Genomic DNA, 17,681 nt, shown 5'->3' on the forward strand with positions numbered 1-17,681 from the left:
CGGTTCGAGCAGGTCGCCGGGCGGTGGGGCCGCCGGCCGCCGCGCAGCGCGACAAGCCGTACGGCGACCGCCCACCCGCCGGGTGGGGGCCGCCGTACGGCTCGCTCGCGTCGTCGAGCGGCGACATCGGGTGCGGCCGACGTCACCGCGCGCGTGACGCGGTCAGGAGGCGCGGTCGCCCAGCACCTCGGTCACCTTCGCCCGCACCTCCGGCGTGTCCAGACCGCGGACGGTCAGGGTGGTCCGGCGGCGCAGCACGTCGTCGGCGGTGTACGCCCACTCGTGGTCGCGGGCGTAGACGACCTGGGCCCAGATCTCCGGGCCGTCGGGGTGGACCCGCTCGCCGAGCGACGGGTCCTCGGCGACCAGGCGCGCGATCTCGAAGGACAGCGAGCCGTAGTGCGTCGCCAGGTGGCGCGCCGTGCGCGGGTCGAACCGGGCGCCCGGCTCGCGGTCCACCAGCAGCCGGTGGGCGACCGCCGACGGGTTCGCCACACCGGGCAGCGGCAGCCGGCGCGGCAGCAGCGAGACGGGCTGCATGTCGTCGCTCAGCGGGGCGCCCGGCAGGGTCGCCAGCCGCTTCAGGACGGTCCGTCCGATGTGCCGGTAGGTCGTCCACTTGCCGCCGGCGACCGACAGCATGCCGCCCCGGCCCTCGCTGACGACCGTCTCCCGCTTCGCGGACTCCACGCCGCCCGGACCGCCGGGCAGCACCCGGAGACCGGCGAAGGCGTAGGTGATCAGGTCCCGGGAGAGGTGCTCGTCACGGATGGAGAACGCCGCCTCGTCCAGGATCTGGTCGATGTCGGCGTCGGTGGCGCGCACCTCGCCCGGGTCGCCCTCGTACGCCTCGTCCGTGGTGCCCAGCATCAGCTGGTCCTCCCACGGCAGGGCGAACGTGATGCGGTACTTGTCCACCGGGGTGGCCATCGCCGCCCGCCAGGGCGCCTTGCGGCGCAGCACCACGTGGGCGCCCTTGGAGAGGCGGATGCTGGGCGCCGCGCCGGCGTGTTCCATCCGGCGCAGGTGGTCCACCCAGGGACCGGTGGCGTTGAGGACCAGCCGGGCGTCCACACCGAACTCGGTGCCGTCCAGCCGGTCCTTCAACTCCGCTCCGCTCACCCGGCCCCGGGTGAAGCGCAGTCCGGTCACCTCGGCGTGGTTGAGGACAACCGCGCCGGCCTCCACCGCCGCGCGGACGGTCATGACCGCCATCCGGGCGTCGTTCATCTGGTGGTCGCCGTAGACGGCGACGGCCTTGAGGTTCTCGGTGCGCAGACCCGGGTTGTCGGCGGCGGCCTTCGCGGGTGAGATGACCCGGCCGACGCCGTCCCCGAAGGCGGACAGCGCGGAGTAGGCGAAGACGCCGGCTCCGAGCTTGGCCGCCCCGTGCGGGCCGCCCTTGTAGACGGGCAGGTAGAAGGTGAGCGGGTTGACCAGGTGCGGCGCGACGTCCCTGGCCAGTACCCGCCGCTCGTGGTGGTTCTCCGCGACCAGCTTGACCGCGCCGGTCTGGAGGTACCGCAGACCACCGTGGACGAGCTTGGAGGAGGCGGAGGAGGTGGCCCCGGCGAAGTCGCCGGCGTCCACCATCGCCACCCGCAGGCCCGACTGCGCGGCGTGCCAGGCGACCGAGGTGCCCAGGATGCCGCCGCCGACGACCAGGAGGTCGAAGGTCGCCCCGTCGAGGACCTCTCTGGTCTCGGCGCGGCCGAGGTCCGCGCCGGCGGTCGGATGCGCCCCGAGGGCGGGCAGGGTGTTCATGCTGATCAGTTCTCCTCTTCGATCCAGCCCATGGTCCGCTCGACGGCCTTGAGCCAGTTCTTGTACTCGCGGTCGCGTACGGCCGCGTCCATACGGGGGGTCCATTCGGCCGCGCGCCGCCAGTTGGCGCGCAGCGCGTCGGTGTCGGGCCAGAAGCCGACCGCGAGGCCGGCCGCGTAGGCGGCGCCCAGGCAGGTGGTCTCGGCGACCATCGGTCGGACCACCGGGGTGTCCAGGACGTCCGAGAGGTTCTGCATGAGCAGGTTGTTGGAGGTCATGCCGCCGTCGACCTTGAGGGCGGTCAGTTCGACACCGGAGTCCTTGGTCATCGCGTCGACGATCTCGCGGGTCTGCCAGGCGGTCGCCTCCAGCACGGCCCGCGCGAGGTGGGCCTTGGTGGCGTAGCGGGTGAGGCCGGTGATCACGCCACGGGCGTCCGGTCGCCAGTAGGGCGCGAACAGACCGGAGAAGGCCGGCACGAAGTACGTGCCGCCGTTGTCCTCCACCGAGCTGGCGAGGGTCTCGATCTCGGCCGCGGTGCTGATCAGGCCCATCTGGTCGCGCATCCACTGGACCAGCGAACCGGTGACGGCGATCGAGCCCTCCAGGGCGTAGACCGGGTCCTGGTCGCCGATGCGGTAACCGACGGTGGTGAGCAGGCCGTTGTAGGAGTTGATCGGCTGGCTGCCGGTGTTCATCAGCAGGAAGGTGCCGGTGCCGTAGGTGGACTTGCCCTCACCGGTGGCGAAGCAGGTCTGGCCGAACAGCGCGGCCTGCTGGTCGCCGAGCGCGGACGCCACCGGGATGCCGGCCAGGGCGCCGGAGGCGGCGGTGCCGTAGACCTCGGCGGAGGACCTGATCTCCGGCAGGACCGCCATCGGCACGTCCATGGAGGAGCAGATGCGCTCGTCCCAGTCGAGCTCGTGCAGGTTCATCAGCATGGTGCGGGAGGCGTTGGTGACGTCGGTGACGTGCACGCCGCCGTCGACGCCGCCGGTGAGGTTCCAGATGACCCAGGAGTCCATCGTGCCGAAGAGGATGTCGCCGCGCTCGGCGCGTTCGCGCAGGCCCTCGACGTTGTCCAGCAGCCAGCGGATCTTCGGTCCGGCGAAGTAGGAGGCCAGCGGCAGGCCCGTCTCGCGACGGAACCGGTCCTGGCCGACGTTGCGGCCCAGCTCCTTGCAGATCGCGTCGGTGCGGGTGTCCTGCCAGACCAGCGCGTTGTGGACGGGCTCACCGGTGTGCTTGTCCCACAGCACGGTGGTCTCGCGCTGGTTGGTGATGCCGATGGCCTTGACGTCGTCCTTGCTGATGCCCGCCTGGCGGACGGCCCCGTCGACGACCTCCTGGACGTTGTTCCAGATCTCCGTCGCGTTGTGCTCGACCCAGCCGGGCTTGGGGAAGATCTGCTCGTGTTCCTTCTGGTCGACGCCGACGGTCCGGCCGTCCTTGTCGAAGATGATGCAGCGGCTGGAGGTCGTGCCCTGGTCGATGGCGGCGATGAAGGCGCGCTGGGTGGAATCGGTGCTCTGGTTCTCGGTCATGTCTTCGGCTCCGTTGCGAGAAGGTGGCTGGCTGACCGGCTTCGCCGGGCGTGGTTCGGTGGTGCTCAGGCGAAGGCGACCTGGTAGATCAGGCCGCCGAGGGCGCCGCCCAGGAGCGGGCCGACCACCGGGATCCACGCGTAGCCCCAGTCTGACCCGCCCTTGTTGGGCAGCGGCAGCAGCGCGTGCACGATTCGCGGGCCGAGGTCGCGGGCAGGGTTGATGGCGTACCCGGTCGGACCGCCGAGGGAGAGGCCGAGGCCGACGACCACGAGGGCGACGACCAGGATGCCGGTGCCGGAGACGGCCAGGCCTTCGGTGAGCCCCAGGGAGAGGATCGCCAGGACGAGGACGGTGGTGGCGATGGTCTCGGTGATCATGTTGCTCAGCGGGTTGCGGATCGCCGGGCCGGTGGAGAAGATCCCGAGCACCGGGCCGGGGTCCTCCGTGCCGCGCGGGCCGGGGGCCTTGGGGCCGGCCTTGTCGGCGACCTCTCCGGCGATCTCGGCGCCGTCCGTGCCGACGGTGGCGGCGACCTTGGCCTCCACGGCCTCCTCAGCGGACTCGGCGAGGTGGGCTCTGAAGTGGTCCTTGTAGCAGAGCCACATCAGGAACGCGCCGAGCATGGCGCCGAGCAGCTGGCCGGCGAAGTAGTAGGGGACCTTGTCCCAGGCGTTCTCCTTGATCGCGATGCCCACCGTGACGGCGGGGTTGAGGTGGGCTCCGGAGAGGTTGCTGGAGATGTAGGCGCCGGTCAGGACGGCGAAGCCCCAACCGAAGGTGATGGCGACCCAGCCGGCGTTGAACGCCTTCGACTGCTTGAGCACCACGCCGGCCACCACTCCGCCGCCGAGCAGGAGGAGGACGGCGGTGCCGATGACCTCGCCGATGAATATGTCTGATGTGGACACCCGCGGCTCCTTACTTCACTGAGGTGGCGGACCGGTCCCGTCCGGTGTTCGACATTGTCGACCGCCGAACGGCAGTTTTCTCCTGTTGTCGGATGGCGTCAAGAGGTCTGGAGGCCGCCTGTGCGCAACGTTCCCGAAACGCGACCTGGCACTCCGTGCCGCTTCAGAACCGGCGCGCCCCCAGGTCGCGGGAGACCGACCGGGCGCAGTCCCGCACCGAGGCGACCAGCGCCGGGCGTATCTCCCCCGCGTCGCAGAGCCGTTCGACCGCGCCGACGATGCCGACCGCGCCCACCGGCATGCGTCTGCGGTCGAAGATGGGTGCCGCCACCGAGGCCACGCCCTCCCAGGACTCCTCCACGTCGCACGCCCAGCCGCGCTCGCGGGTCAGCTCCAGACCGGCCTCCAGCTCGGGCGGCTCGGTGGCCGTGCGGGTGGTGAACGCCTCGCGCGGCGCCTCCAGCAGCTCGCTGTGCGCCACCGGGTCCCAGGCTGCCAGCACCTTGCCCATGGCCGTGCTGTGCAGCGGCTGCATGGCGCCGATCTCCAGCACTTGACGACTGTCGTCCGGCCGGAACACGTGGTGCACGACCAGGACGCCCTGTTGGTGCAGCACGCCGATGTAGACCGACTCGCCGCTCGCCCGGGCCAGGTCGTCGGACCAGACCAGCGCGCGGGCGCGCAGCTCGTGCACGTCCAGGTAGCTGTTGCCCAGGCGGAGCAGTTCGGCGCCGAGCTGGTAGCGGCCGGAGACCTCGTCCTGCTCGACGAATCCCTCCTGCTGGAGGGTGCGCAGCAACCCGTGTGCGGTGCCCTTGGCCAGTCCCAGCGAGGAGGCGATGTCGGACAGGCCGAGACGTCGCTCGCCGCCTGCCAGCAGTCGGAGCACCGCCGCGGCGCGCTCGAGTGACTGGATGCTCCGGGCCATCGGACACCCTTCCTTCTCCCCGTGGGCCGCGGGTCCCGCAGGGCGGGGGCGGCGACGGATGTTGGTCGACAATGTCGAACGGTATCGGATCATGCCGATAACCGACAGCGACAGTCGAGTCTACGACCGTCCCACTCCACGGAACGTCCACCGGTTCCCCACCGGTGGGCCTATACCCTGAACGCGTGTCCGGGCCGCGCTCCGCCGCGAACCGGGCAAAGCCGACAGCCGTCGCACCTCCAGGGAGCAGTCTTATGTCCTCGCCGTCCTCGGCCCCCACTCCCGCGCAGGGATCCGCCGCGCAGGGACCCTCCGCGCAGGAACCCGCCCAGGGAGCAGAACCCGCCCAGCGGGCAGCCGCCCTCCGTGAGGCGCTGGCCTCCCGCGTTGTCGTCGCCGACGGCGCCATGGGCACGATGCTCCAGGACCAGAACCCCACCCTGGAGGACTTCGAGGGCCTGGAAGGCTGCAACGAGGTACTCAACGTCACCCGCCCCGACATCGTCCGCTCGGTCCACGAGGCGTACTTCGCCGTCGGCGTGGACTGCGTGGAGACCAACACCTTCGGCGCCAACCAGGCGGCGCTGGGGGAGTACGACATCGCGCACCGCATCACCGAACTCTCCGAGGCCGGCGCCCGCATCGCCCGCGAGGCGGCGGACGAGTTCACCGCGAAGGACGGCCGCGCCCGCTGGGTGCTCGGCTCGATCGGTCCCGGCACCAAGCTGCCGACGCTCGGGCACGCCCCCTACCCGCTGCTCCGCGACGCCTACCAGCAGAACGCCGAGGGCCTGCTGGCCGGCGGCGCGGACGCCCTCCTGGTGGAGACCACCCAGGACCTGCTGCAGACCAAGGCGTCGGTGCTCGGCGCCCGCCGCGCGCTGACCGCGCTCGGCGTCGACGTGCCCGTCATCGTCTCGGTGACCGTCGAGACCACCGGCACCATGCTGCTCGGCTCGGAGATCGGCGCCGCGCTCACCGCGCTCGAACCGCTGGGCATCGACCTCATCGGCATGAACTGCGCCACCGGGCCGGCCGAGATGAGCGAGCACCTGCGCTACCTGTCGCGGCACTCCCGGGTGCCGCTGGCGTGCATGCCCAACGCCGGACTGCCCGTCCTCGGCAAGGACGGCGCGCACTACCCGCTGACCGCCGGTGAACTCGCCGACGCGCAGGAGACGTTCGTCCGCGAGTTCGGCCTCTCCCTGGTCGGCGGCTGCTGCGGTACGACCCCCGAGCACCTGCGCCAACTCGTCGAGCGGGTGCGGGGCCTGACGCCCGCTCCCCGCGAGCCGCGCCCCGAGCCGGGTGCCGCCTCGCTCTACCAGACCGTTCCGTTCCGCCAGGACACCTCCTACCTGGCCATCGGCGAGCGCACCAACGCCAACGGCAGCAGGAAGTTCCGCGAGGCCATGCTGGAGGGCCGCTGGGACGACTGCGTGGAGATGGCCAGGGACCAGATCCGCGAGGGCGCGCACATGCTCGACCTGTGCGTGGACTACGTCGGCCGGGACGGCGTCGCCGACATGGCCGAACTCGCCGGGCGCTTCGCCACCGCCTCCACCCTGCCGATCGTGCTGGACTCGACCGAGCCCGAGGTGCTGCGCGCCGGCCTGGAGCGGCTCGGCGGCCGAGCCGTCATCAACTCCGTCAACTACGAGGACGGCGACGGCCCCGACTCCCGGTTCGCGCGGATCGCCGGACTCGCCGTCGAGCACGGCGCCGCGCTCATCGCGCTCACCATCGACGAGAACGGGCAGGCCCGCACCGTCGAGGACAAGGTCGGCATCGCCGAGCGGCTCATCGCGGACCTGACCGGCAACTGGGGGGTGCACGAGTCGGACATCCTGATCGACTGTCTGACCTTCACCATCTGCACCGGGCAGGAGGAGTCCCGCAAGGACGGCATCAGCACCATCGAGGCGATCCGGGAGCTGAAGCGCCGCCACCCGGACGTGCAGACCACGCTGGGCCTGTCGAACATCTCCTTCGGCCTCAACCCGGCCGCCCGGATGGTGCTGAACTCCGTCTTCCTCGACGAGTGCGTCAAGGCCGGCCTGGACTCCGCGATCGTGCACGCCAGCAAGATCGTGCCGATCTCCCGGCTGGAGGAGGAGCAGGTCGAGGTCGCGCTGGACCTGATCTACGACCGGCGCCGTGAGGGCTACGACCCGCTCCAGCGGCTGCTGGAGCTGTTCGAGGGCGTGGACGCCAAGTCGATGCGGGCCGGCAAGGCGGAGGAGCTGGCCGCGCTGCCGCTGGACGAACGCCTCCAGCGGCGCATCATCGACGGCGAGCGAAACGGCCTGGAGGCCGACCTGGAGGAGGCGCTGACCGAGCGCCCTGCGCTGGACATCGTCAACGACACCCTGCTCGCGGGCATGAAGGTCGTCGGTGAACTGTTCGGCTCGGGCAAGATGCAGCTGCCGTTCGTGCTCCAGTCCGCCGAGGTCATGAAGACCGCGGTGGCCTACCTGGAGCCGCACATGGAGAAGAGCGACGACGAGGGCAAGGGCACCATCGTGCTGGCCACCGTCCGCGGTGACGTGCACGACATCGGCAAGAACCTCGTTGACATCATCCTGTCGAACAACGGCTACAACGTCGTCAACCTGGGCATCAAGCAGCCGGTGCAGGCCATCCTCGACGCCGCCCAGGAGCACCGGGCGGACGTCATCGGCATGTCGGGCCTGCTGGTGAAGTCCACCGTCATCATGAAGGAGAACCTGGAGGAGCTGAACGCCCGCGGCATGGCGGCCGACTATCCGGTGATCCTCGGCGGCGCCGCGCTGACCCGCGCCTACGTCGAGCAGGACCTGCACGAGGTCTACGAGGGCGAGGTGCGCTACGCCAGGGACGCCTTCGAGGGGCTGCGGCTGATGGACGCCCTCATCGCCGTCAAGCGCGGCGTGCCGGGCGCCACGCTGCCCGAACTCCGGCAGCGCCGGGTGGCCAGGCGCGAGGTCTCGGTGACCGAGCCGGAGCCGGCGGAGGACCAGACCCGGTCCGACGTCGCCGCCGACAACCCCGTGCCCACCCCGCCGTTCTGGGGCACCCGGGTGATCAAGGGCATCCAGCTCAAGGAGTACGCCTCCTGGCTGGACGAGGGCGCCCTCTTCAAGGGCCAGTGGGGGCTGAAGCAGGACCGCAGCGGCGAGGGCCCCGGCTACGAGGAACTGGTGGAGACCGAGGGCCGCCCGCGGCTGCGCGGCTGGCTGGACACCCTCCACACGGAGAACCTGCTGGAGGCGGCCGTCGTCTACGGCTACTTCCCGTGCCACTCCGAGGGCAACGACCTGGTGCTGCTGAAGGAGGACGGCGGCGAGCTGACCCGCTTCACCTTCCCCCGGCAGCGCCGCGGCCGCCGCCTGTGCCTGGCGGACTTCTTCCGCCCGGCGGAGAGCGGCGAGCGGGACGTGGTCGGCCTCCAGGTCGTCACCGTCGGCTCCCGCATCGGGGAGGCGACCGCCGAGCTGTTCGCCAACGACTCCTACCGCGACTACCTGGAGCTGCACGGACTGTCCGTCCAGCTCGCCGAGGCGCTGGCCGAGTACTGGCACGCGCGGGTCCGCTCCGAGCTGGGCTTCGCCGGCGACGACCCGGAGGCCATCGAGGACATGTTCGCCCTGAAGTACCGGGGCGCGCGCTTCTCGCTGGGCTACGGTGCCTGCCCGAACCTGGAGGACCGGGCGAAGATCGCCGAGCTGCTCCAGCCCGAGCGCATCGGCGTGAAGCTCTCCGAGGAGTACCAGCTGCACCCGGAGCAGTCGACCGACGCCATCGTGCTGCACCACCCCGAGGCGAAGTACTTCAACGCCCGCTGAGCCGTACGGCTGACCGTCGGATCCGGGCCGCGCAATCCAGCCGCGGAACCGGGTGGAGAGGCGTACACTGTCCGACCCGGTACGGGCCGGTTGTCCCACCTCGTGAGGGGAGGGGCGGCCGGCCCTCGTGCTCCTTCGGAGGTGTTCGCGTGACCAGTTCGCTTCCCGACCTCATCACCCGTGCGGCGGACGGGTCGGCCCTCCAGGCCGTGCTGCTGGACCTCGACGGCACACTCGTGGACACCGAGGGCTTCTGGTGGGACGTCGAGAAGGAGGTCTTCGCGGAGCTCGGCCACGTGCTCGACGACCACCACCGGCAGGTCGTCGTGGGCGGCCCCATGACCCGCAGCGCCGCCTACCTGATCGGCGCCACCGGGGCCGACATCACGGTGGAGCAGCTGTCGGTGGAGCTGAGGGCGCGCTTCGCCGCCCGGGTGGAGCGCGGTGTGCCGCTGATGCCCGGCGCCCGCCGGCTGCTCACCGAGCTGACCCGGCACGAGGTGCCCACCGCCGTGGTGTCCGCCTCCCACCGGGCGACCATCGACGTCATGCTGGAGTCGGTCGGCCCGCACCACTTCCGGCTGTCGGTGGCCGGCGACGAGGTCGAGCGGACCAAGCCGCACCCCGAGCCCTATCTGACGGCCGCGCGCCACCTCGGCGCCGAGCCGGGGCGCTGCGCCGTGGTGGAGGACACCGCCACGGGCGTGACGTCGGCGGAGACGGCCGGCTGCCGGGTGGTGGCGGTGCCCTCGGTGGCGCCCATCGCCGCGTCGGGGGGCCGCCGGGTCGTGGAGTCCCTGGAGCACGTGGACCTGCGCTTCCTACGTGCGATGGTGCCGCACGTCAACTGACGCGTTCGGGCGATCGGTGCGGGACGTGGTGAGCTTCGTCACCGCACCACGCGACGCCGCGCCGCGGGATTGCCCCCGACACCCTGGTTACCGCCGGTAATGTCAGGGGTTTCGTCCGCTTTGGCGCGGCTTGGCCCGGTGCTCCGGAGCGGCCGGGCGCCGGACGATTTCCCCCGCCGCTCCCAGGGCGGAACAGCGTGTGCGGGAGGAGGTCCCGGACGCCACTAATCTTCTTCATCCCGGCTTCATTCGACCGAACCACCCCCGGAGCCGGGTGAGGGAGACCGTCGCACCATGAACCGCAAGACACTCGTACTGCCCGCGCTGGCAGGAGTGATGACCACCGTGCTCACCGCGTGCGGCACCCAGCCGGGCGCGCGCACCGACGGCGACACGCTGGTGGTCGGCACCACCGACACCTTCGAGGTCTCCGCGTCGACGCCCGCCCCCTTCGACCCGGCAGCCGTCTACGACACCGCCACCTGGAACGTCTTCCGCAGCACCTTCCAGACCCTGCTGCGGCTGCCCCGCTCGGGCACCCTGCCGGAGCCGGAGGCCGCCGAGAAGTGCGGCTTCACCGACACCCGCAACACTCACTACCGCTGCACCCTCCGCGAGGGACTGACCTTCTCCAACGGCCGCGACCTCACCGCCGCCGACGTCGTCCACTCCATCCGCCGCGTGCTCGACATCAGCGACAGCCACGGCCCGGCCGCCCTGCTGAGCAACATCAAGGCCATCGAGACCACCCCCGGCAACGCCGTCCTGTTCAGCCTGAAGAAGCCGGACGCCACCTTCCCGCACAAGCTGGCCACCCCGGCCGCCGCGATCGTCGACCCCGGGGAGTACCCGGGCGACGCCCTGCGCGAGGGCACCGAGATCACCGGCTCCGGCCCCTACGTCGTCGACGAGGTCAAGGACGGCCGCATCAGGCTCAGCGCCAACCCCCGCTACCAGGGCGGCCTGAAGCCGCGCACCAAGTCCGTCGAACTGCGCGGCTACCAGGACGCCGACCAGTTGGAGCAGGCCCTGACCCGCGGCGAGGTCGACCTCGTCACCCGCACCCTGGCGCCCGACCAGATCGAGCGGCTGCGCGAGCGCGACGACGTCGACCTCCAGGAGACCACCAGCCAGAGCATCCGCTACCTGGTCTTCAACACCGACGCGCCGGCCGCGCGGACCAAGGCCGTGCGCCAGGCCGTCGCTCAACTCGTCGACCGCCAGGCCCTGGTACGGGACGTCTACCTGCGCACCGCCGAGCCGCTGCACTCGATCGTGCCCGGCGGGCTCCCCGGACACCGGGCCGCCTTCCACACCACGTACGGCGAGCCGGACGCCAAGGCCGCACGGCGCCTCCTCGACGAGGCCGGCGTCGAGACCCCGGTGAAGCTCACCCTCGCCCACACCAGCGACTACTACGGCCCGGCCACCCGCGACGAGTTCAAGGCGCTCGCCGCCCAGCTGAACAGGAGCGGACTGTTCCGGGTGAGTGTGACGAGCGCACCGTGGAAGGAGTTCCGCAAGGCCGCCGTCGACGGCGAGTACCAGGTGTTCGGCATGGGCTGGTCCCCGGACTTCCCGGACGCCGACAACTTCGTCGACCCCTTCTTCGGCGAGGACAACTTCCTCGACAGCCCGTACCGGAACGCGGAGATCACCGACCGGCTGATCCCGCGGACCCGGGCCGCCGCCGAACGCGACCAGGCCGAACCGCAGTTCGTGAGGATCCAGGAGATCGTCGCCGACGAGGTGCCGGTGCTGCCGCTGTGGCAGGGCAAGAGCCACGTCGCCGCCCGCTCGGGCGTCACCGGCGTGGAGTGGGCCCTGAACTCCTCCTCGGTACTCCAACTGTGGGAGCTGGGTCGCGGCTGACCCGGCCGAGACCCTCCAGGACAACGGGTAACCCCCGCCGGCAGACACCCGGAACAGACCGGAAAACCGGACCGACCGGAAAAGACAAGGTGAGAGTAGTGCGTGTGAGGAAGCGGACCAGTTGGGTCGCGGTGCCGGTCGGTACCGCGCTGGCGGCGGCCCTGCTCAGCGGCTGCGGCACGGAGGACGGCTCCGGCGGCCCGGGCGGCTCGCTGGTCATGGGGATGACGGACAAGGTGCTGTCCGTCGACCCCGCCTCCGGCTACGACCCCGGCTCCTGGCTGGTGTTCAACAACGTGTTCCAGCCACTGCTGAGCTTCCCCAAGGGCGGCGGCGAACCGCAGCCCGAGGCGGCCGAGGAGTGCGGCTTCGAGGACGGCGCCAGCAAGGTGTTCTCCTGCACCCTGCGCAAGGACCTGAAGTTCAGCAACGGCAACAACCTCACCTCCAAGGACGTCAAGCACTCCTTCGAGCGGACGCTGCGCATCGACGACCCGGAGGGCCCGGCCGTCATGCTGCACACCATCGACGAGATCGAGACACCCGACGAGCGGACCGTCGTCTTCCGGCTCAACACCTCCGACGCCACCTTCCCCCAGAAGATCGCCTCCGGCGCCGGCTCCATCGTGGACCACCGCGAGTACCCCGCCGACGCCCTCCGCGAGGACGGCAAGGCGGTCGGCTCCGGCGTCTACACGCTCGACAGCTACGACTCCGACAAGGCCGTCTTCTCCGTCAACTCCGGCTACACCGGGCCCGCCGAGACCAAGAACTCCGGCATGACGATGAAGTTCTTCGACAACCACGACGCGCTGCGCAAGGCCCTCAGCGACCGCGAGGTCGACCTCGCGTACCGGGGCCTGGCCACCAAGGACATCGCCGAGCTGGAGATGGCCACCACCAAGGAACGCGACGGCGTCCAGATCGTCCAGGGCACCAGCGCCCAGCTGCACCACCTCGTCTTCAACCTGAAGCACCCGCAGGTCAGCGACGTCGGCGTACGCCGCGCCGTCGCCCACCTCATCGACCGCTCCAGCCTCGTCCGGGACGTCTACCAGCGCACCGCCGAGCCGCTGTACTCCGTCGTGCCCGCCGGCATCACCGGCCACAACACCGCCTTCTTCGACCGCTACGGCGAGCGCCCCGACCGGGCCAAGGCCCAGGCCGCCCTCCGCTCCGCCGGCATCGAGGGCAAGGCCGAGCTCACCCTCTACTCGCCGCCCGAGCGCTACGGCCCGGACACCACACGCGAGATGGAGGCCATCGCCAAGCAGCTCAACGCCAGCGGCCTCTTCGACGCCAAGGCGAAGACCGTCGACCTCAAGCAGTACGAGAAGGACATCGCCGCCGGCAAGTACCCCGTCTACGTCCGCGGCTGGATCCCCGACTACCCGGACCCCGACAACTTCGTCGACCCGTTCTTCGGCAAGGACAGCATCCTCGGCAACGGCTACCAGTCCGGCCGCATCGCCGGCGAACTCCTGCCCCGCACCGCCGCGCAGAGCAACCGCGCCCAGACCGTCGAGGACTTCGGCGCCATCCAGGACCAGATCGCCCGCGACGTGCCCGTGCTGCCGATCTGGCAGGGCCGCCAGTACGCCGTCGCCCGCGACGAGGTCGCCGGACTGGAGTGGACGCTCGACGCCTCCACCGTGTTCCGCTTCTGGGAGCTGAGCAAGAGCTGAACAGGGGCTGACCCGCGACCGCGCGGTAGCCGGACAGACGCCGGGGCTCGGGGAGGCGGCCGCCTCCCCGAGCCCCGGCGTTCGTGTGCCCCGGCCCGGCCGTTCAGTGCCCGCCCGGGCGGACCAGCCCGCTCTCGTAGGCGTACACCGCCGCCTGCACCCGGTCCCGCAGCCCGAGCTTCGTCAGCACGTGGCCCACATGCGTCTTGACCGTCGTCTCGCTGACGAACAGATCGGCGGCGATCTCCGCGTTGGACAGCCCCCGCGCCACCAGCTTCAGCACCTCGACCTCCCGCTCGGTGAGCGTGTGCAGCGTCTCCGGCACCGGCTCCTCACCCGTCGGCAGCTTCTCGGCGTACTTGTCCAGCAGCCGCCGGGTGATGCTCGGCGCCAGCATCGCGTCGCCGCCGGCGACCACCCGGATCGCCTGCACCAGCTCCTGCGCCGGCGCGTCCTTGAGCAGGAAGCCGCTCGCCCCCGCCCGCAGCGCCTCCACCACGTACTCGTCCAGGTCGAACGTGGTCAGCACCAGCACCTTGGCCGGACCGTCCTTGTCCGGACCCGAGATGTGCCGCGTCGCCTCCACGCCGTCCATCCGGGGCATCCGGATGTCCATCAGCACCACGTCCGGCTGGAGCGCCCGCACCTGTTCCAGCGCCTGCTGGCCGTCCCCGGCCTCCCCGACGACGGCGATGTCCTGCTCCGCCTCCAGGATCATCCGGAAACCGGTGCGCAGCAGCGGCTGGTCGTCCACCAACAGGACACGGATCGTCACAGGAACACCCCTTCACAGGCCACGCGGCCACGGTCGGACCCATTGTCGCCCACCAACCCCGCCCGCGGGCGGGCGGACTCAGCCGTCCGACCCCGGCGCGTCGTCCAACGGCAGCCGCGGCTGGATGACCAGCGGATACGGCGGGGGAGTGCCCCCGTACTCCGGGCAGTGCGCCTGGAAGTCGCACCAGCCGCACAGCGGACCGCGCCGAGGCCGCCAGTCCCCGGACTCCGTCGCCTCGGTGATCGCCCGCCACAGCGCCAGCAGCTTGCGCTCGACCGCGGCCAGGTCCGCCTCGTCCGGGTCGTGGGTCAGTACGTCGCCGCTGCCCAGGTAGACCAGCTGGAGCCGCCGGGGCATCCGTCCGCGCAGCCGCCACAGCACCAGCGCGTAGAACTTCATCTGGAACAGCGCCTCGGCCGCGTACTCGGGGCGGGGCGCCTTGCCCGTCTTGTAGTCGACGACACGCACCTCGCCGGTGGGCGCCACGTCGACCCGGTCGATGATGCCGCGCAGCCGCAGCCCGGACGCCAGCCGCGTCTCGACAAAGAGCTCCCGCTCGGCGGGCTCCAGCCGGCTCGGGTCCTCCAGCGTGAACCACCGCTCGACCAGCGCCTCCGCGTCCGCCAGCCACCGCGCCAGCTCCGGACCCGAGACCTCACCGGTCGGTTCACCGCCGGGCCCGCTCTCCGGTCCCTCCGCCGGCGCGTCCCCGGGCCGCGCGAACAGCTCCGCCAGCTCGGGCCGGCGCGCCAGCAGCCGCTCCCACTCGCCGACCACCAGCGACCGCGCCCGGGGCACACTGCGCCGCTCGGCGGGCTCGTCGAACAACCGCTCCAGCACCGCGTGCACCACCGTGCCCCTGGCGGCCGCCGCGCTCGGCTTCTCCGGCAACCGGTCGATCACCCGGAAGCGGTACAGCAGCGGGCACCGCATGAAGTCCGCCGCCCGGGAGGGCGACAGCGACGTCGGCGCGCCCGGCATCGCCGGCTCCCGCGCACCGCCGGCCGTGCCGCCCGCCGTGCCGTCCCCGGACGCTCCCGCCCCGTCCCCGGACGCGCCCGTCCCGGTCCCCGGCAGGGCGGGCGCGGTGGCGTTCGGAAGCTCTGCACTGGTACCCATGGAGGACGACCCTAAGGCCCGTCACCGACAGTCGGAGACATACCATCGACCTCAGCACCCGGCAGCCTGCATGATCCTGGGGTGAGCACGCCCTGACAGGGCGTGGTGACGGCAGCGATGAGAGGATCCCGTGGCAGACCCGGACAACCGCGCCGAGCCGCAGACGTCGGACCGCAAGCCGGGTGAAACCGGCCCCGCGGCAGAGTCGCGGTCACCGCGCAGGCCAGGCGGCGGCATCCTGATGGGCCGCCCCTTCGGCGTGCCCGTGTACGTGGCGCCGAGCTGGTTCCTGGTCGCCGCCCTGATCACCTGGGTGTTCGGCGGCCAGCTCGACCGGATCCTGCCGGACCTGGGCGCCGCCCGCTACCTGATCGCGCTGTTCTTCGCGGTGGCCTTCTACGCCTCCGTGCTCGTCCACGAACTCGCCCACACCGTCGCCGCGCTCCGCTTCTCCCTCCCCGTCCGCCGCATCCAGCTCCAGTTCTTCGGCGGCGTCTCGGAGATCGAGAAGGAGTCCGAGACCCCGGGCCGGGAGTTCGTGCTCGCCTTTGTCGGGCCCCTGCTCTCCCTGGTCCTGGCGGGCGTCTTCTACCTGGGCATGTTCACCGTCGAGGCGCGCAGCGTGCCCGGCGTGCTGCTCGCCGGACTGATGATCTCCAACCTGATCGTCGCCGCCTTCAACCTGCTGCCCGGGCTGCCGCTGGACGGCGGGCGCATGCTGCGCGCCGTGGTCTGGAAGCTCAGCGGCGACCCGATGACCGGCACCGTCGCCGCCGCCTGGACCGGCCGCGCGCTGGCCGTCACCGTCCTGATCGGCCTGCCGCTGGCCACCCACGCCACCGGCCTCTCCCGGGGGGAGAGCGTCGGCAGCCTCAACTCGCTGACCGACGCGCTGCTCGCCGCCATCCTCGCCGCGATCATCTGGACCGGCGCCGGCAACAGCCTGCGCATGGCCCGGCTGCGGGCCCGGCTGCCCGAGCTGCGGGCCCGCGTCCTCACCCGCCGCGCGGTGCCGGTGACCGCCGACACCCCGCTGTCCGAGGCGCTGCGCCGCGCCAACGAGGCCGGGGCCAGGGCGCTGGTGGTGGTCGACGGACAGGGCGAGCCGACCGGCGTGGTACGCGAGGCCGGCATCGTCTCGGTGCCCGAGCACCGGCGCCCGTGGGTCGCGGTCGGCGGCCTCAGCCAGGACCTCACCGAGGGCATGCGGGTCTCCGCCGAACTCGCCGGCGAGGAACTGATCGAGCACCTGCGGGAGGTCCCCGCCACCGAGTACCTGGTCGTGGAGGAGACGGGAGAGATCTACGGGGTGCTCTCCACCGGCGACGTCGAACGCGCCTTCGTCGCCGCCATGTCCAAGTCCCGCACCGCCTGAGCCCGGGTCCGTCCCCCGCACCCGGCCCCGCGCACGGCCGCCGTGGTCACCGGCGGTCCCGCGCTGGACTAGGCTGGGGGCCATGTCCGAACCGACCGGTGCCGCCCGCAGACGCGGCCCCTTCCAGGTCGGGGACCAGGTCCAGCTGACCGATCCCAAGGGACGCCACTACACGTTCACGCTCGAAGAGGGCAAGAGCTTCCACACCCACAAGGGAGCCTTCCCCCACGACGAGCTGATCGGCGCGCCCGAGGGCAGTGTCGTCCGTACCACCGGGAACGTCGCCTATCTGGCGCTGCGGCCCCTGCTCCCCGACTACGTCCTGTCCATGCCGCGCGGCGCGGCCGTCGTCTATCCCAAGGACGCCGGCCAGATCCTCTCGATGGCCGACATCTTCCCCGGCGCCCGTGTCGTCGAGGCCGGTGTCGGGTCCGGCTCGCTCAGCATGTTCCTGCTGCGGGCCATCGGCGACCAGGGCATGCTGCACTCCTACGAGCGCCGCGCCGACTTCGCCGACATCGCCCGGCAGAACGTCGAACGCTACTTCGGCGCCCCGCACCCGGCCTGGCGGCTGACCGTGGGCGACCTCCAGGACAACCTCAGCGACACCGACGTGGACCGGGTCATCCTGGACATGCTGGCGCCCTGGGAGTGCCTGGAGGCCGTCTCCAAGGCACTGGTGCCCGGCGGTCTGCTGTGCGCCTACGTCGCCACCACCACACAACTGGCCCGCACGGTCGAGGCGATCCGGGAGAACGGCACGTTCAACGAGCCGGCCGCCTGGGAGACGATGGTGCGCAACTGGCACATCGAGGGCCTCGCGGTCCGGCCCGACCACCGCATGATCGGCCACACCGGCTTCCTGCTCACCGCCCGGCGGCTCGCCGACGGCGTCGAGCCCCCGATGCGCCGGCGCCGCCCCGCCAAGGGCGCCTACGGCGAGGACTACACCGGCCCCGGCGGCGGCCGGGACGCCGACGGCGGCACCGGCCGCGCCTGACCGCCCCTCCGAGACCCACCCTCCGAGACC

12 protein-coding genes are annotated in these 17,681 nt (G+C 71.6%); 6 read left to right on the plus strand and 6 right to left on the minus strand.

Annotated elements, in window-relative coordinates; genetic code table 11:
* Window positions 1–162: 162 nt before the first annotated feature.
* The 4 genes from GL263_RS00945 to GL263_RS00960 form a co-directional block, all read right to left on the minus strand.
* Window positions 163–1,764, minus strand: coding sequence for a glycerol-3-phosphate dehydrogenase/oxidase (locus GL263_RS00945; RefSeq protein ID WP_182853583.1), 1,602 nt, complete (start codon window positions 1,762–1,764; stop codon window positions 163–165).
* 5 nt (window positions 1,765–1,769) lie between these two features.
* Window positions 1,770–3,308 (minus strand): glycerol kinase GlpK, encoded by a 1,539-nt coding sequence (gene glpK, locus GL263_RS00950; protein WP_182853584.1) that lies wholly within the window; start codon window positions 3,306–3,308, stop codon window positions 1,770–1,772.
* A gap of 65 nt (window positions 3,309–3,373) precedes the next feature.
* Window positions 3,374–4,219 carry an MIP/aquaporin family protein gene (locus tag GL263_RS00955; RefSeq protein WP_182853585.1) on the minus strand — a complete coding sequence of 282 codons (846 nt, stop codon included), beginning with the start codon at window positions 4,217–4,219 and terminating at the stop codon, window positions 3,374–3,376.
* Between the two features lie 163 nt (window positions 4,220–4,382).
* Window positions 4,383–5,147: an IclR family transcriptional regulator gene (locus GL263_RS00960; protein WP_182853586.1), complete on the minus strand. Its 765-nt coding sequence runs from the start codon at window positions 5,145–5,147 to the stop codon at window positions 4,383–4,385.
* A 254-nt stretch (window positions 5,148–5,401) separates the two neighbouring features.
* On the opposite strand from GL263_RS00960, the gene metH reads away from it, so the two are divergent.
* The 4 genes from metH to GL263_RS00980 all read left to right on the plus strand — a co-directional run bounded on the left by metH (window position 5,402) and on the right by GL263_RS00980 (window position 13,379).
* Window positions 5,402–8,971 (plus strand): methionine synthase, encoded by a 3,570-nt coding sequence (gene metH / locus GL263_RS00965; protein WP_182853587.1) that lies wholly within the window; start codon window positions 5,402–5,404, stop codon window positions 8,969–8,971.
* A 149-nt stretch (window positions 8,972–9,120) separates the two neighbouring features.
* Window positions 9,121–9,822 (plus strand): HAD family hydrolase, encoded by a 702-nt coding sequence (locus tag GL263_RS00970; RefSeq protein ID WP_182853588.1) that lies wholly within the window; start codon window positions 9,121–9,123, stop codon window positions 9,820–9,822.
* 294 nt (window positions 9,823–10,116) lie between these two features.
* The gene (locus tag GL263_RS00975) at window positions 10,117–11,694 is read left to right on the plus strand and encodes an ABC transporter substrate-binding protein (protein ID WP_182853589.1); all 1,578 of its coding nucleotides are present in this window, start codon (window positions 10,117–10,119) and stop codon (window positions 11,692–11,694) included.
* A 104-nt stretch (window positions 11,695–11,798) separates the two neighbouring features.
* Window positions 11,799–13,379 carry an ABC transporter substrate-binding protein gene (locus GL263_RS00980; RefSeq protein WP_182853590.1) on the plus strand — a complete coding sequence of 527 codons (1,581 nt, stop codon included), beginning with the start codon at window positions 11,799–11,801 and terminating at the stop codon, window positions 13,377–13,379.
* 103 nt (window positions 13,380–13,482) lie between these two features.
* Here the strand turns inward: GL263_RS00980 and GL263_RS00985 are convergent, their stop codons facing one another.
* On the minus strand, window positions 13,483–14,154 hold the full coding sequence (locus GL263_RS00985) for a response regulator (RefSeq protein ID WP_182853591.1): 672 nt from the start codon (window positions 14,152–14,154) through the stop codon (window positions 13,483–13,485).
* A 78-nt stretch (window positions 14,155–14,232) separates the two neighbouring features.
* On the minus strand, window positions 14,233–15,276 hold the full coding sequence (locus GL263_RS00990; protein WP_182853592.1) for a RecB family exonuclease: 1,044 nt from the start codon (window positions 15,274–15,276) through the stop codon (window positions 14,233–14,235).
* A gap of 130 nt (window positions 15,277–15,406) precedes the next feature.
* Here GL263_RS00990 and GL263_RS00995 point away from each other — a divergent pair, with 130 nt between their 5' ends.
* Together GL263_RS00995 and GL263_RS01000 are read left to right on the plus strand one after the other, a co-directional pair.
* Window positions 15,407–16,651 (plus strand): site-2 protease family protein, encoded by a 1,245-nt coding sequence (locus GL263_RS00995; RefSeq protein ID WP_323379197.1) that lies wholly within the window; start codon window positions 15,407–15,409, stop codon window positions 16,649–16,651.
* A gap of 82 nt (window positions 16,652–16,733) precedes the next feature.
* Entirely contained in the window at window positions 16,734–17,651 is a 918-nt protein-coding gene (locus tag GL263_RS01000; protein ID WP_182853593.1) for a tRNA (adenine-N1)-methyltransferase, read from the plus strand.
* The last annotated feature ends 30 nt before the right edge of the window (window positions 17,652–17,681 follow it).

Origin of the sequence: Streptomyces durbertensis (assembly GCF_014156695.1) — a bacterium.
Taxonomy (GTDB): Bacteria; Actinomycetota; Actinomycetes; order Streptomycetales; family Streptomycetaceae; genus Streptomyces; species Streptomyces durbertensis.

Bases quoted from the DNA above. Each gene is read 5' to 3' on its own strand.
- glpK (WP_182853584.1), bottom strand. From the start codon at position 3,308: ATGACCGAGAACCAGAGCACCGATTCCACCCAGCGCGCCTTCATCGCC.
- GL263_RS00990 (WP_182853592.1), bottom strand. From the start codon at position 15,276: ATGGGTACCAGTGCAGAGCTTCCGAACGCCACCGCGCCCGCCCTGCCG.
- GL263_RS00960 (WP_182853586.1), bottom strand. From the start codon at position 5,147: ATGGCCCGGAGCATCCAGTCACTCGAGCGCGCCGCGGCGGTGCTCCGA.
- GL263_RS00975 (WP_182853589.1), top strand. From the start codon at position 10,117: ATGAACCGCAAGACACTCGTACTGCCCGCGCTGGCAGGAGTGATGACC.
- GL263_RS01000 (WP_182853593.1), top strand. From the start codon at position 16,734: ATGTCCGAACCGACCGGTGCCGCCCGCAGACGCGGCCCCTTCCAGGTC.
- GL263_RS00945 (WP_182853583.1), bottom strand. From the start codon at position 1,764: ATGAACACCCTGCCCGCCCTCGGGGCGCATCCGACCGCCGGCGCGGAC.
- metH (WP_182853587.1), top strand. From the start codon at position 5,402: ATGTCCTCGCCGTCCTCGGCCCCCACTCCCGCGCAGGGATCCGCCGCG.